Source organism: Desulfitobacterium sp. LBE, assembly GCF_007830365.1.
Taxonomy (GTDB): Bacteria; Bacillota; Desulfitobacteriia; order Desulfitobacteriales; family Desulfitobacteriaceae; genus Desulfitobacterium; species Desulfitobacterium hafniense.
This window is the reverse complement of the sequence record NZ_VLKD01000001.1, coordinates 501,407-514,948: the sequence shown is the minus strand read 5'-3', so window position 1 is coordinate 514,948 and position 13,542 is coordinate 501,407. Positions and strand designations below refer to the sequence as shown.

The 13,542-nt window shown below is 50.4% G+C and carries 14 protein-coding genes; 2 read left to right on the top strand and 12 right to left on the bottom strand.

Annotated elements, in window-relative coordinates:
- Positions 1–23: 23 nt before the first annotated feature.
- Complete coding sequence (locus DESLBE_RS26455) at positions 24–161, bottom strand: hypothetical protein (RefSeq protein ID WP_015944262.1); 138 nt, start codon at positions 159–161, stop codon at positions 24–26.
- A 147-nt stretch (positions 162–308) separates the two neighbouring features.
- On the opposite strand from DESLBE_RS26455, the gene DESLBE_RS02455 reads away from it, so the two are divergent.
- Both DESLBE_RS02455 and DESLBE_RS02450 read left to right on the top strand, forming a co-directional pair.
- Positions 309–611, top strand: coding sequence for a carboxymuconolactone decarboxylase family protein (locus tag DESLBE_RS02455; protein WP_005816063.1), 303 nt, complete (start codon positions 309–311; stop codon positions 609–611).
- 4 nt (positions 612–615) lie between these two features.
- Positions 616–906, top strand: a complete 291-nt coding sequence (locus DESLBE_RS02450) for a DUF1294 domain-containing protein (RefSeq protein WP_172625351.1) — start codon at positions 616–618, stop codon at positions 904–906.
- A 140-nt stretch (positions 907–1,046) separates the two neighbouring features.
- On the opposite strand, the gene DESLBE_RS02445 is transcribed toward DESLBE_RS02450, so the two are convergent.
- The 11 genes from DESLBE_RS02445 to DESLBE_RS02395 form a co-directional block, all read right to left on the bottom strand.
- Positions 1,047–1,559 carry a GNAT family N-acetyltransferase gene (locus tag DESLBE_RS02445; protein ID WP_144675000.1) on the bottom strand — a complete coding sequence of 171 codons (513 nt, stop codon included), beginning with the start codon at positions 1,557–1,559 and terminating at the stop codon, positions 1,047–1,049.
- 31 nt (positions 1,560–1,590) lie between these two features.
- Positions 1,591–2,763 (bottom strand): aromatic acid exporter family protein, encoded by a 1,173-nt coding sequence (locus tag DESLBE_RS02440; RefSeq protein ID WP_005816060.1) that lies wholly within the window; start codon positions 2,761–2,763, stop codon positions 1,591–1,593.
- A gap of 87 nt (positions 2,764–2,850) precedes the next feature.
- The gene (locus tag DESLBE_RS02435) at positions 2,851–4,035 is read right to left on the bottom strand and encodes a Xaa-Pro peptidase family protein (RefSeq protein WP_144674999.1); all 1,185 of its coding nucleotides are present in this window, start codon (positions 4,033–4,035) and stop codon (positions 2,851–2,853) included.
- Positions 4,036–4,143: 108 nt separating this feature from the next.
- Positions 4,144–4,926 (bottom strand): enoyl-CoA hydratase-related protein, encoded by a 783-nt coding sequence (locus tag DESLBE_RS02430; RefSeq protein ID WP_018211653.1) that lies wholly within the window; start codon positions 4,924–4,926, stop codon positions 4,144–4,146.
- A 10-nt stretch (positions 4,927–4,936) separates the two neighbouring features.
- A complete protein-coding gene (locus tag DESLBE_RS02425; RefSeq protein WP_144674998.1) occupies positions 4,937–6,115 on the bottom strand; it encodes an acetyl-CoA C-acetyltransferase in 1,179 nt (392 codons plus the stop codon).
- 55 nt (positions 6,116–6,170) lie between these two features.
- Positions 6,171–7,511: an acetyl-CoA hydrolase/transferase C-terminal domain-containing protein gene (locus DESLBE_RS02420; protein ID WP_144674997.1), complete on the bottom strand. Its 1,341-nt coding sequence runs from the start codon at positions 7,509–7,511 to the stop codon at positions 6,171–6,173.
- 110 nt (positions 7,512–7,621) lie between these two features.
- Entirely contained in the window at positions 7,622–8,260 is a 639-nt protein-coding gene (locus DESLBE_RS02415) for a GPR1/FUN34/YaaH family transporter (protein ID WP_018211650.1), read from the bottom strand.
- A gap of 66 nt (positions 8,261–8,326) precedes the next feature.
- Entirely contained in the window at positions 8,327–10,408 is a 2,082-nt protein-coding gene (locus DESLBE_RS02410) for a heterodisulfide reductase-related iron-sulfur binding cluster (RefSeq protein ID WP_144678603.1), read from the bottom strand.
- Positions 10,409–10,574: 166 nt separating this feature from the next.
- Positions 10,575–11,564, bottom strand: coding sequence for an electron transfer flavoprotein subunit alpha/FixB family protein (locus tag DESLBE_RS02405; RefSeq protein WP_144674996.1), 990 nt, complete (start codon positions 11,562–11,564; stop codon positions 10,575–10,577).
- A gap of 31 nt (positions 11,565–11,595) precedes the next feature.
- On the bottom strand, positions 11,596–12,369 hold the full coding sequence (locus DESLBE_RS02400) for an electron transfer flavoprotein subunit beta/FixA family protein (protein WP_144674995.1): 774 nt from the start codon (positions 12,367–12,369) through the stop codon (positions 11,596–11,598).
- Positions 12,370–12,396: 27 nt separating this feature from the next.
- Positions 12,397–13,539: an acyl-CoA dehydrogenase gene (locus DESLBE_RS02395; RefSeq protein WP_018307342.1), complete on the bottom strand. Its 1,143-nt coding sequence runs from the start codon at positions 13,537–13,539 to the stop codon at positions 12,397–12,399.
- Between the last annotated feature and the right edge of the window lie 3 nt (positions 13,540–13,542).

Here is a 13,542-nt window from a genome sequence, read left to right as displayed (position 1 = left end):
AGAATATAATTCTCAGCAACCCTTTAAGTCCGCTCTTTGGAATGGCCTTGACCGATCTTGTCATTGTCGTGAGCAGCAAAGGGAGGAATTTTATCTCCCGGGTTCAGATCCTTCTTGCGTATAACCTCGACGGCATTTTTCTTTTCTTTGGGCTTGGACATACAACTCCTCCTTTTCCGCTTTTAGTTTTGCTATTCCTCTATAGAATACCCTGAGAAGAAAAAAATAATATCCGGACAATTCCTTTTGCTTTCTTCCCCGTTTAGTTATAAAGTAGTGGTAAATAAAGTGAATTGGAGGTTTTTTTTATGGCATTGCCCCCTTTCTTAAAACCCCTGGCAGGATATGATCCCACCTTCGCCCAAGAAATTGGCAACATAGCTGCTCTCGCCTTTCAGGAGAACAGCCTTGATGAGAAGACCAGGACTTTGATCGCTCTGGCCCTTGATACCGTCTTAGGAGCCTCGGCAGGAGTGGCCAGCCTGGCCAATCAAGCCCGCCAGTTAGGAATCTCGGAGCAGGAAATCGCCGACACATTGCGCCTGGCCTACTTTACTGCCGGTTGTTCCGTCTTAACAACATCTTTCGCTGCCTTCGAGAAAAAGGAGTAGCTTCTTGACTGATTTGCTTAATCTTTGGCCATTGGGGATGGCTTATCTGATCATCAACGCCATTGGCTTTTTGCTGATGGGATGGGATAAAAACCGGGCCCGCAGCAGGGGCCGGCGCATTCCGGAAAAGTGGTTCTTTATCCTGGCTTTTCTGGGCGGGGCTCTGGGAGCTTGGCTGGGCATGCAGATTTTCCGGCACAAAACCAGGCACACTACCTTTGTATTGGGAATCCCCCTGCTTTTGGTCTGGAATGTATTGGTGATGTATGTGCTGGGGCAGCACCTTTCTCTTTAGGGCATGAATTAATGAGCATGAATTAAAGCAAGCTTACGGGGCTGTGTCAAAACTTAACTCCGAAACTCAAAGTTGGTGCAAATAGCCAAAGGCGTCCTCCCTTCACTATAATAGTGGGGGCAGGACGCCTTTATTAGTGATTATACAGGATAGCCTTTAAAGTCTTTTCTCATTTTGTCACAGGAAAGTATCATTCCGTATTCCTGAACGGTAAAGGTTTCTGTCCTGCTAAAACCATGAGACAGATAAAATCGTATGGCACGCTGATTGGAGGATAATACTTCCAGAATACAAAACTCACATCCCTGCTTCAGCATTTCTTCCTCTATCCTCTGATAGAATGAATGGCCCAGGCCGAGACCGATATACTCCGGCAGCAAATAAAAGGCATGCCATTCCGCATAGATATCTTTCCTCTCATTGGCGATGCTGAACACGGTGCTGCCAATGATCTTTCCCTCAGATTCCGCGATGAGGCAAATATCTCCTTTGCCCGCACTCTCCTCTAGAATGGGCAGCCAATGATCGGCTTCCAGTGAAGACAAATACGCCCTGTCCATCAGCCCGTCGTAGGCTGATACGTAACTGTTCATGATCTGTTCACTGATTTTTTCCATCTCATCCGCTGCAGGCACACGATAGCTTATATTCATCTTCTACCCCAATCATCCTTTGTCAATCCACTTATTCCTTAGGGCCGCCGGAAACACCCGGATTTTCCTGCAGAAACTGCTTGGATTCTTCCAAAGGCTGCAAATCGTTCTTCTTAATGCTCAGCTCGTAACTGCTTCTCATCCGCTTGGATGCCCAGCGCATTTCCGTGGCCACCACAGCCACTTCCATGGTGGCCCGCAGAAAGTACACGCCGCTAAAATGCTTTTGCCACTGATCCATCCTCAGATCAAACTCATTCCAAAAATCCTGATCAAGGGTTTGCAGCGGCGTGGCCGGAACATAGGTAAAGCTGAGGTACAAACTATCCCGCAGTGCTCCCAGGATCCCTTTGCCAACCAGGATATAATCCAAAAGATTCTGGAATTCCTTGCTTATTCCCTGACCCATTTGGGGAGGAGAATCAGGGGCCTGGCGCCGTTTCACTCTTTGACGGGTCATTTCTTCGATGTTTTCCCCACGCTCGATAAATCCCCGGCACAGCTCCAGAAGCCGCTCCATAAGCTGCATTTTGTCTTTGGAGCTGAATTCCTCCCGGGCGTGTTCGTAAAGCTCTGTCACTTCTTCCAACTGCTTTTCCAGCAAGGTTGGTTTTACCTTTTCATAGCTGTTGAAGGATGTCGAATCCACATAATGCTTAAGGCTGTCCAAAAAGAACTCCGATGAGTCATAGACAAGGGCATATAATTTTTTGCGGAAATTCTTTTTATAGCGGGGCGGAGCAAGCACCCGATTGATGGTAAGAGCTACCACCAAGCCAATAAAAATGCACAAAGCCCGGGAAATAGCATGTTCCAGGAATTGGTCGGGAGGAGCATCCAGGATGAAGATGATGGATACGATCCCTAAATTCACACCATGCCACCCCATACGGTTGGAAGCGGCGATCATTAGGATAACAACCAAGCCGATGATATAAGGGTTGCTTCCCACGGTCAGCCCCACCGCAATAGCCAGTACCACAGCTACAATATTAACAGCGATCTGTTCCCAGGCGTTAGAAAGGGCTTTGCTCACGGAAGGCTGCATATTGATGACCACCGTAATGGCGGCAAAGCTGGCCGGCCCCACTGAAGCTATCTGGCAGATTAATATGGCAATGGTTACTCCCAGTCCGGTCTTAAGAATTCTTGGACCAAACCAAGTTTTAAGCTTAGAAAACAGGGAAAATCCCCCTTCCCTCAATTTGTGTAACTAGAGTATAGATCCGAACCCATACTTTGGCAAGTTAAGAAATCCGACAGAAAAGGGCCTGAATTCAAGCTTTTATCTCTAAACTCTGAGGATGGATTTGGGGGCATGGGTAAGAAAACGGGCCCCCTTTTCTCCTTCAATAACGAGGGTATCCTCTACACCCACGGCCCCTTCCCCGGGAAAGATAAATTTGGGTTCGACAGCTATGGTCATTCCCGGAGCCAGGATCTCCTGAGCGCCTTTGCTGATGGTCGGAAGTTCATCCAACTCCAGCCCCACCCCATGGCCGATGAAGCGGACCCGATTCTGCCCATACCCCATAAAATTCCCGGCATATGGAGTCTCTCTTTCCACCCAGTCCACCAGTTCGGCATAGACATCCCCGGTTTTGCGCCCGGGGATAAGAGCCAGGCGGGCCCGCTCCTGAATTTCACAGCTGAGCTGATAGGCTTCCGCCATTTTTTGCGAAGGCTCCCCGATCACTAGCATTCTGGTGGCATCCACCTGATACCCTTCCTGGGCAATAACTAAATCCATCATGACCATATCCCCGGCCTGAATAGGGGTATGGGAAGGCCCCAGGGGATGGGCATAAGATGCGCCCAGGCCGGTAACCGGCCCATCGAAGTAGCCGGAAATTGCCCCTTGGGGTCCAGCCACCACCCCGCCAAAATGAAATTCAAAGCCAAAGGCCCGGGTGCGCAGCATGGTTTCATGCCCCAGCATTCTCGCCTTAGCCTCCAGCAGACCTTCCAGTTCAATTTCAGTCATGCCGGAACGGAGCACTGTGGAAGCATACGCCAAGAGCTGGGCATAGACCCGTCCGTTTTCTTCAAGCCGGGCGATCTCCTCTGCAGATTTCACAGCCCGGAAAAGCCGCAGTGGATAGGAAATATCCACCAGCCTTGTTTGGCTGAAGATCTTTTCATAGCGAAGATAGTTGGCGACAGGCAAAACATCATATTCCAGCCCCATCACCTTGGGAAGGGGATGCCCGTGTTCACTGATCAGTTCAGGCAGTTTAGACATGCCGGTCAGTGGAAAAGCCTCCCAAGGGGACTCAGCCAAAACTCTTTCCATATTCCGATAGACCAGTAGCAAGGGATTCCCTGTCTGGGGTATATAAAGATGCAGGTTTTGGGCCGTCCCCGTAAAATAGAGGGTATCTGCCCGCTGCACCAAAAGTGCCCCGTCTATTTCCTGTTGCGCCAGGATAGCTTGAAATCCTTTAAGGCGGCGTTCATATTCAGATTTTGAAAACATCCAATCACCCTCCTATAAGAAAATAAACCCAGGTCGTGTCCTGGGTTAGTATTCTATAGAATGTTTACTATTTCCTCTCTAAACCAAGAGGTTCTAAGCTGCTCTTCCTTATCGCCCCTGGAATTCAGTCTGGCTTTTCTCGAGAAAGGCCTTAAAGCCCGCCTTGCGGTCCTCAGTGTGGAAAGCCAAAGCAAAGACCTCTGCTTCATAATCTTGTCCACTGCTCAGATCCATATTGGCCCCTTTATAAATGGCGCTTTTGGTTAATTGTACGGCGACGGGAGCTTTGGCGGCGATCTTCCTGGCCATAGCCAGAGCTTGTTCCTGGAGCTCTTCTTTGGGATAAACCCGGTTAACCAGACCCATGCGGAATGCCTCCTGAGCATCTACCAGCTCGGCAGTGAGAAGAATTTCGCTGGCCCGTCCGCTGCCTACCAAGCGGGGAAGCCGTTGGGTGCCGCCAAAACCCGCCGGTATACCCAGGTTTACTTCCGGCTGCCCGAAGCGGGCATTCTCACCGGCCAGCCGAATATCGCAAGCCATTGCCAATTCCAGACCTCCACCCAGGGCAAAACCATTGATGGCGGCAATGACCGGTTGGGGCAGGCTTTCAATCTGATTCATCAGCTTTTGGCCTAATTGGCTGAACGTCCTTGCTTCCAGCGGGGTTTTCGTGTTCATTTCGGCGATATCGGCACCGGCTACAAAGGCCTTTTCGCCGCTTCCCGTCAGAATCACGACCCGTACTGAGGAATTATTGGCCAAATCCTCAACGACCTGGCTGAGCTCCTGCAAGGTCAGCGTATTCAGCGCGTTTAAGGCTTTGGGGCGATTGATCGTCACCAGGGCAATCTGCTCCTGATAGTCAACCAGGATATTCGAATATGTCATAGTTCTCCCCCTATCTCTCTACAATCAGGCTGACGCCCTGACCGCCGCCGATGCATAAGGTGGCCAGCCCCCGCTGTCCGTTCCGTCGTTTCAATTCATGAAGAAGGGTGACCAGGACGCGGGTGCCGGAAGCACCGATGGGGTGCCCCAAGGCGATGGAGCCGCCGTTGACATTGGTTTTTTCCACATCCAATCCCAGCTCCCGGGTAACGATAGCGGCCTGGGCGGCAAAGGCTTCATTGGCCTCCACCAGGTCAATATCGGCAATAGTCAGTCCGGCTTTGGCCAAGGCTTTTCGTGTCGCAGGGATCGGTCCGGTCCCCATGATCAGAGGATCCACCCCGGCAGAAGCCCAGGAAGTGATTTTGGCCAGGACTGCTAATCCCAATTCTTCAGCCTTCTCTTTGGACATGACCACCACTGCGGCAGCCCCGTCATTGATCCCTGAAGCGTTGCCCGCAGTTACCGTACCCTCTTTCTTAAAGGCCGGCCGCAGCTTGGTCAAAGTATCGGCAGTGGTGCCGAAACGGGGAAACTCATCCTGACTGAACACCAGAGGCTCTCCTCTTTTTTGGGGAATTTCCACAGCGACAATCTCTTCATCGAATAATCCGGATTGGATCGCGGCCTCGGCCCGGTTTTGACTGCGCAGTGCCAAAGCATCCTGATCCTCCCGGGAAATCTGGAACTGCTCAGCGATATTCTCGGCGGTCAATCCCATGTGAATATTATGGAAAGCATCGGTTAAACCATCCGTGATCATGGTGTCCACCAGGCTGTCATTGCCCATCCGATAGCCTTTTCTTGCTTTAGGGAGAGCATAGGCTGATGAGGACATGCACTCCATGCCGCCGGCGACAATAATGTCCGCATCACCGGCCAGGATGGCCTGGGCCCCACAGATTACCGATTTAAGTCCGGAACCGCAGACCTTATTCAGGGTCCAGGCGGGCACTTCTTGAGGAATTCCTGCTTTAATTGCTGCTTGTCGGGCAGGATTTTGACCTGCCGCAGCACTGAGTACATTCCCCATAATGACTTCTTCCACTTGTGCAGGCAGGATTCCGGCCCGTTTGATCGCTTCCTTGATCACGATAGCTCCCAGTTCGGCTCCTGTAAAGTTCTCTAAAGCTCCCCCAAAGGACCCCAGGGGTGTACGGACAGCACTGACAATCACTACTTCTCTCATGACGTTCCTCCTCAAGGTAATGACACCTAAATTTTGGTTCTACTTTCTGACAGTGTTAAGCAAGCTTAGCGGTTCTTCTCCAGATACCCATTTTTTCTGCTTCTTTGATCAGGTCATCGCGGAAATCGGGGTGAGCGATGGAGATCAAAGCTTCGGCACGTTCCCAGGTGGACTTCCCTTTCAAATTGACGATGCCGTGCTCAGTCACCACATAATTAACCATGGCGCGATGGGTTGTGACGATAGCACCAGGAGTTAAGATAGGATTAATCCGCGATCTTATCTCGCCATTTTTCGCTTTATAGGTGGACTCCAGGCAGATAAAGGATTTACCGCCTTGGGAATGGTAGGCGCCTAAAGTAAAGTCCACCTGTCCGCCTGTGCCGCTGATTTGACGGGTGCCAGAAGATTCTGAACATACTTGGCCGAATAAATCGACTTCGACGCAATTATTGATGGCGATAACCTTATCATTCTTGGCGATGATCCAAGGATTGTTCACATAGTCTACCGGGTAAATCGCGCAGCTGGGGTTGTTATGAAGAAAATCATAAGTTTTCTGAGTTCCCATGGAAAAAGTATAGGTTAGTTTATATCTGTCAATCTGTTTGCGGGCACCGGTAACACGTCCGGCTTCCACCATTTCCACAAAGGCTTCCGTCATCATCTCGGTATGGACACCCAAATCTTTAAGGTCGGATTGAGCAATAATCTTACCCATAGCATTAGGCATACCGCCAATACCCAGCTGAATGCAGCTTCCATCCACAAGTTCAGGCATAATAAATCCGGCGATTCTGTTATCCAACTCGGTAGGGGGAACGGGTTGAATCTGAGGCAGATCCCATTCTGTTTCCACGATATAATCCACTTCAGAAATATGCAGGGCCTCTTCCAGACCGCCCAGGCAACGGGGTATTTTCGGGTTCACCTCGAAAATAATGATTTTTGCTTTTTCCAACATGGCTTTGGTATGAGAAACCTGGGGTCCGAAGTTAAAAAAGCCTTTTTCATCCATGGGCGCCACCGGAATCATGGCTACGTCCACCTCAAGAAAACGCCGGTAATAGCTGGGCAGTTCATTATAGATGATCGGGCTGTACCAGCAAAGCCCCTGATCGTGCAATTTACGGTCTAAACCGCTGAAATGCCAGTTATTATAAACGAAATGCCTGGCCTCCGGATCAACCTTGACCACCTCGGGCATCCTCACCGCCGTGACCGCCCGAATCTTTACATCCTCAAGCTCATCCTTGCGAGCTGCCAAAGCTTTATCCAAGACAACGGGCTGACCGGTAAAGGAGCCATAATCCACCCAATCCCCTGATTTAACCACACTCACAGCTTTTTCCGGCGTAGTCAGCTTCTTTTGATACTCTTCAATTATACTATTCAAATTCAGCCCCTCCTTATTCTCCCTTAGACAACCAACTGGTTGGTTGTTTAAACGCTCCTCCACCCTAATCCGAAATTCTCTATAATTAACGAATTATAACAATAATGGCCTTACATTTTTTTAGCATTTCCAACAGGTGCAGCGGTTTTTTCTTTGACCCAAGGCTTCGTGAGAGGAAGGATCGATTTACCGTAAGTGGTATTGAGAATTAAGGCCGCCGAGAGATACATGGCCAAAATTCCCGCAAAAAGCAGAGCGTAAGCAGCAAAAGGTTTGAAGGAAGGACTGAGAACTCCCAAATCGAGGAAAGCAACCTGGACAACGGCGATATCGATCAGAATAACGATCATGGTTAAGACACTCGTCGCTTTGAAGTAAGCCGGAGTCCAGAGCACCAGACAAAAGGAAAGAACAATCCAAGCCCAGCCGTCAATGCGGGTATCCAAGGGTATTGACCATTGTTGCGCTGCAGCAAAATACTTAACAAAAAACTCCAATCCTCCGACCAGCATAAAGAATGCTGAAAAATAGAGGAAAACGTTGCCGCCAAGAATCTGGCCTTCTTTTAACTCAATAGCACCAACAATGACCTGCGTAATAAAACCACCGATCAGCCAGCACCCCAGCAGAGGCATTGCCCCCGCTGTAACCCTGCCGCTCAGCAAAGCGAAAAAAGTAAAGCACGCAACCCCTAAAGCGACCAGACCTGCAGGCGAAGGATTTGCCCATCCTCCATTATTATTGGACATAATATAATCTCCCCTCTTACTTTTTTGACCTGTTGTCCGTCAAAAAACGCTTTGACGCCCGGTCAATTATTCCGATATTCTTTCGACAAGGATCTCTGCAATATCCAATACCTTCACGCTCTCCACGGCCTCACGGGCAGCTATGCCGTCGCTGATCATGGTTAAGCAGAACGGGCATCCCGTGCTCACCACTTCTGCGCCTGCTGCCATGGCTTCGTCCGTGCGCATCTCATTGATACGCTGGCCCTGATGTTCTTCCAGCCACATTCTTCCGCCGCCGGCACCGCAGCAAAAACTCTTCTCATGATGACGGGACATTTCGGTAATCCGGAAACCGGTAGCTTGCAGCAGGGTTCTGGGTTCCGCATAGATGGTGTTATAGCGGCCCAGATAACAGGAATCGTGATAGGTAACGGATTGACTGTTTCCCCCCCTTTCCGAACCACTGCCTGCTTGATTAAGCTTTAATCTACCGGAGGCTAATAGTTCGTTTAAATATTCGGTATGGTGAAGCACTCGGTAATTCCCGCCAAACTCAGGATATTCGTTCTTAAGGGTATTAAAACAGTGAGGACATTGAGTAACGATGGTTTTTACCCCGTAGCCATTCATCGTCTCAATATTTTCCTGAGCCAAGGCCTGGAAAAGATATTCATTTCCCAGGCGGCGGGCTGAGTCTCCACAACATTTCTCCTCACTGCCTAAAATAGCAAAATTGACTTGTGCTGCCTTCAGGAGTTTCACCAAGGCTGCCGAGACCTTTTGATTCCGTGCATCAAAGGACCCGGAGCAACCTGGAAAGTAAAGAATTTCAGCATCTGGATTCTCTTCTATAGTTAAACATCCCACACTCTGCAAGAAGTCCCCCCGTGAGGACCAGCCGATTCCCCAGGGATTGCTGTTGTTTTCCATATTGCGGAAAGCCAGCTGAGCTTCAGCGGGAAAACGTGATTCCATGAGCACCAGATTGCGGCGCATATCAATGGTTTTATCCACATGCTCGACAAAGATCGGACATTGTTCTTCACAGGAACGGCAGGTGGTGCAGTCCCAAAGATCATCTTCGGCAATCACATCACCGATGAGAGAGCGCAAGCCCAACTCTTCTTCCGCAGGAGCTTCAGCCGCAGCCGCCACCTCATTTCCGGAGCCGGCCACGGCAAGGGCCGGATTGGCCGCCCGGTAGGTTTTCAGTGCCTGACCCATCTCTTCCAGATAAGCCCCCATATCCTGAATCACTTTTTTGGGATTAAGGTGTTTGCCGCTTAAATAAGCCGGACAGTTATCCTGGCATCTGCCGCAGCGCAAACAGGCATCCGTATTAAAAAGGGTCTTCCAGCTGAACTCACCGAGCTTGCTTTTGCCATAAGTCTCCAGGCTCTCATCTTCAAAATCGATATTCTCCGGGACGCCGATGGGGCCATGGTGCCGCAAAAACTGATTGGCAGGGGCCAGGAAGATATGGGAAAGCTTGGAGTAAGGAAAATACCCGAAAAAGACCATCACTAAAATGAAATGGAACCACCAGAGAAAGGCATGAATTCCTTCCAGGGTTGAATTGCTCAAGCCCTTGAAAAGGGGTGCCATGGCATAGCCGATGAAGGCATACATGCCCCAGGGATCTTCAACTGCCGCCATACGCACAGCCTGAATGACAAAACCGGTGACCAGGATCGTGAGGATAAGGGCTAAAACAAAGGCATCATCTTTTTTATTATCGAGGCGATCCGGACGCTGACCATAACGCCGCCAAATCGCCATCAGACAGCCGATAATGGCTAACAGTCCAAAGGCATTGGCGGTTACCTTAATAAAGATATAGAGCCCGCCTTTAAACATATTGATCCCTAAGTCAGCCTGCAAGGCTACAATCATCGTGGCAAAGAACAGCAGGGCAAACCCCCAGAACATCAAAAGGTGCATGATTCCCGGAAAAGCATCTTTTAAGATTCTTTTATGTCCTAAGCCATAAAGAAGGACATCTCCGATTCTTTTGCCGATATTCTGCCTGCGGTTCTCAGGCCGTCCTATCTGCCACAGCTGATAACGCTGATAAAAACCATAGCAGAAAAAACCGAGAGCTATGACCAGCATAGGGTAAATCAACCAGTGATATTCAATATTCCAATAAAGCTCCCGTGTCGCCATATCCCTATTCCCCTTTCCTAATCCCAGACCTATTCCCCTGGAGCGTTTCCTTTGCTCCTTGATCATGGGGGGTGCTGCCCCAGGGCAGCCCCCCTTCTCCAAACAGGACCCTCTTTTGTTTACAGCGGTGAACTCCCGCATTCACGTTGCCTTAAAAGGGTGAATCCTATCCGTTCACTAATTTCTTAAATTCTTCCGTAAGGAGGGGGACGACCTCAAACAAATCCCCCACGATACCATAGTCGGCCACATTGAAAATAGGCGCTTCAGGGTCCTTATTGACGGCAATGATGACTTTGGATGCTCCCATCCCGGCGATGTGCTGAATCGCGCCGCTGATACCGCAGGCAATATACAGCGTCGGGGCCACAATGCTCCCGGTCTGCCCTACCTGAAACTGGTTGTCTATCCACCCGGAATCCACCGCCGCCCGGGAAGCTCCCACCGCTCCCCCCACCACATCGGCTAACTCTTCAAGCAGGGCGAAGTTCTCTTTCCCTTTCATGCCCCGGCCGCCGGAGATCACAAAATCCGCTTCAGTCAGCGCCGGGCGGCTGGTCACCAAATAGGCCACATCTTTGACAATGACCTTCAGATCGTCCGGGTCGATGGTCACCGCTGCTTCGATGACCTCGGCTTGTCTGGCCGGATCCGGCTCCGCCACCGGGAAGGATTTAGCCCTTACCGTGGCCAGACTGGGCCTGCTCACGATTTCCACAAAGCTGTAAGCGCTGCCCGTATAGACAGGCCGTTTATAAAGAAGGAACTTTTCCGGATCCACTTCAATGTCGATCACGTCTGAAGCAAGACCGACTCCTAAGCGCTGGGCCAGGCGGGGAGCCAAATCTTTGCCCACTGCCGTGTGGCCTAACAGGAAGGCTTGGGGTTCTTTTTCCTGAATGAGCTTAGCCAGTGCGGAAGTATAGGCCCCGGTCGTATACTGGGCCAATTGGGGGGAGTTCAGTAAGAAGACCTGATCGGCTCCATAACCGGCGGCTTCCTGTGCTAAGCCGGCGATGCCGTCACCGGCGATCACCGCCGCCAGGGGTTCTCCCGTCTGGTCGGCAATTTTTCGCCCTTGACTTAATATTTCCAAGGATATTTTGCGAACTTTCCCTTCAGCTTGTTCGACAAATACCCATATTCCCTTAGGCATATAACTCACTCCTAACTGTGTTCATTACTGATTAGAGAACTTTAGCTTCTTCGCGGAGGATTCGTGCTAATTCATGGGTGGCTTCTGCCGCTTCACCGGGAAGTATTCTTCCTCCTTGTCTGGGGGTGGGCAAAGTATATTGGGTAACCTTGGCCTGCAGCGCCAAGCCGGAGGCATCCAGCCCGATGTCACTCAGTTTGAGAGGTGTCAGGGGCTTTTTCTTCGCTTTCATAATGCCGGCTACGGATGGATAACGCACCTCATTGATGCCCTGAACTACGGTGATCACAGCCGGAAGTGCTACCTCCAGTGTTGCCAGACCGCCGTCGATCACCCGCAGAGCTGTGGCCTGAGTGCCATTAATGTCCAGCTTGGTGACACTGCTGATAGAAGGAAGCCCCAGCTTCTCGGCCATGCGTACGGCTACCTGGGCTGAGCCATTATCGGTGTCCATCACTCCTGCTAAAATGATGTCGTAAGGGATGGTCTCGATGGTTTTGGCGAGGATGGCGGCAGCTATGCCTTCATCCACTTCCCCCAGAGCAGGGTCGTTAATGTGAATCGCTTTATCGGCGCCCATAGCCAGAGCACTGCGGATGGTCGCGGTGGCCTGATCCCCGCCCAAGGTAATAACGGTTACTTCACCGCCGAATTTCTCTTTCATGCGGAGCGCTTCTTCAATAGCGTATTCGTCCAAAGGATTGATCACCAGGGTAACCCCATTGGCATCTATTTTTCCTTCACTGTTCAAAACTATTTTAGCTTCTGTATCAATCGTTTGCTTAACGCATACCACAATGTTCATAGGGTATCCTCCTACTCTATTTAAGACCTACTCTTTTAAGATATGGCTGCCGATGACGATACGCTGTACTTCACTGGTGCCTTCATAAATCTCTGTGATCTTGGCATCCCGCATCATGCGCTCTACAGGATACTCACGGGTATATCCGTAGCCGCCGTGCATTTGGACCGCCTGGGTGGTCACCCACATGGCTGTCTCTGAGGCATGAAGCTTAGCCATAGCTGAAGCTTTGGAGACAGGTTTATGCTGGGTGGCCAGATAAGCCGCTTGATAAACCAATAGCCGGGCCGCCTCGATCTGGGTGGCCATATCTGCCAGCTTAAATTGGTTGGCTTGGAAGTGAGCGATGGGCTGGCCGAATTGAACTCTTTCTTTAGCGTATTTTCTGGCTTGCTCATAAGCCCCTTGGGCGATGCCCAAAGCTTGGGAGGCAATGCCGATTCTGCCGAAGTCCAGAGTGACCATGGCAATCTTAAAGCCTTGTCCTTCCTGACCTAAGAGGTTTTCTCCCGGAACCCTGACATTGTCAAAAACCAATTCATAGGTGGCCGAGGAACGAATCCCCATCTTTTTTTCCTTCTTGCCAAAGCTAAAGCCCGGCATGCCCTTTTCCAGGATAAAGGCGGCGATGCCCTTATTCCCTTTGCTCTTATCCATCTGGGCCGTGACCACGTAAGTATCGGCTTCATAGGCGTTGGTGATAAAAATTTTGGTGCCGTTGAGGATATAATCATCCCCATCCTTGACTGCGGTGGTCCGGGTTCCGGAAGCATCGGAGCCGGCCATTGGCTCCGTTAAGCCAAATGCTCCCATCTTTTCGCCGCTGGCCAGAGGAACGAGATATTTTTGTTTTTGTTCTTCCGTACCAAAGAGATAAATAGGATTTGCACATAAACTGGAATGAGCGGACACAGTCACCCCGACTGAGGCATCCACCCGTGATAATTCCTCAACCGCGATGGCATAGGATAAATAGTCGGCCTCCACACCGCCGTATTTCTCGGGAAAGGTAATCCCTGCCAGGCCCAGTTCCGCCAGTTTGTTCCATATTTCACGGGGAAATTCTTCTTTTTCATCCCGCTCTTCGGCGCCTGCTGCACACTCATTCTCGGCAAAATCCCGCACCATTTTCCTCATCATCACATGGTCTTCACTTAAATCAAAAATCATACG